Source organism: Streptococcus mitis (assembly GCF_001579045.1).
Taxonomy (GTDB): Bacteria; Bacillota; Bacilli; order Lactobacillales; family Streptococcaceae; genus Streptococcus; species Streptococcus mitis_D.
Window position 1 is genome coordinate 459496 of sequence record NZ_KQ970261.1, and the last position, 799, is coordinate 460294.

Genomic DNA, 799 nt, shown 5'->3' on the forward strand with positions numbered 1-799 from the left:
GGCTGATTCTGAAGCTACCTTAGAGGCTGACTTAGATACAGATGTACTTGTTGAATCATCGGCACAAGAACATTTCGGTGAAGCAGAAATACTTGCACTAATTGAAGTAGACAGTGAGGCTGATTCTGAGAAGAATTTAGATACAGAAGTTGAATGTGAAGTGCTTCCTGATAACGATTCTGAGAAGAACTTAGATACAGATTCTGATTGTAATTTACTTGTAGATAGTGATTCTGAGAATAATCTAGAAACTGATTCTGATACCGATGTACTTACAGAATTTCCTTCTGATATCAATTTAGAAACTGATTCTGACACTGACTCACTTACTGAAGCTGCAGATTCGCTTACTGAGTTGCTTGTTGATGCTGACTCTGAGGCAACTTTAGATGCAGACTCGCTTGCTGAGTTGCTTGTTGAAGCTGATTGTGATTCTACTTCTGATGTACGTTTAGATGCTGACTCGCTCGCTGAGTTGCTTGTTGAAGCTGATTCTGAAGCTACCTTAGATGCAGACTCGCTCACTGAGTTGCTTGTTGATGCTGATTCTGAGGCAACCTTAGATGCTGACTCGCTCGCTGAGTTGCTTGTTGATGCTGACTCTGAAGCTACCTTAGATGCTGACTCGCTCGCTGAGTTGCTTGTTGAAGCGGACTCTGAAGCTACCTTAGATGCAGACTCGCTCACTGAGTTGCTTGTTGATGCTGATTGTGAAGCTACTTCTGAAGTTACCTTAGATGCTGATTCGCTCACTGAGTTGCTTGTTGAAGCTGACTCTGAAGCTACCTTAGATGCAGAC

General features: G+C 42.6%; 1 pseudogene. It reads left to right on the top strand.

Features of this window, described 5'->3' with window-relative positions:
• Positions 1-799: pseudogene (locus tag SMIDD28_RS12385) on the top strand (hypothetical protein); the annotation flags it as partial.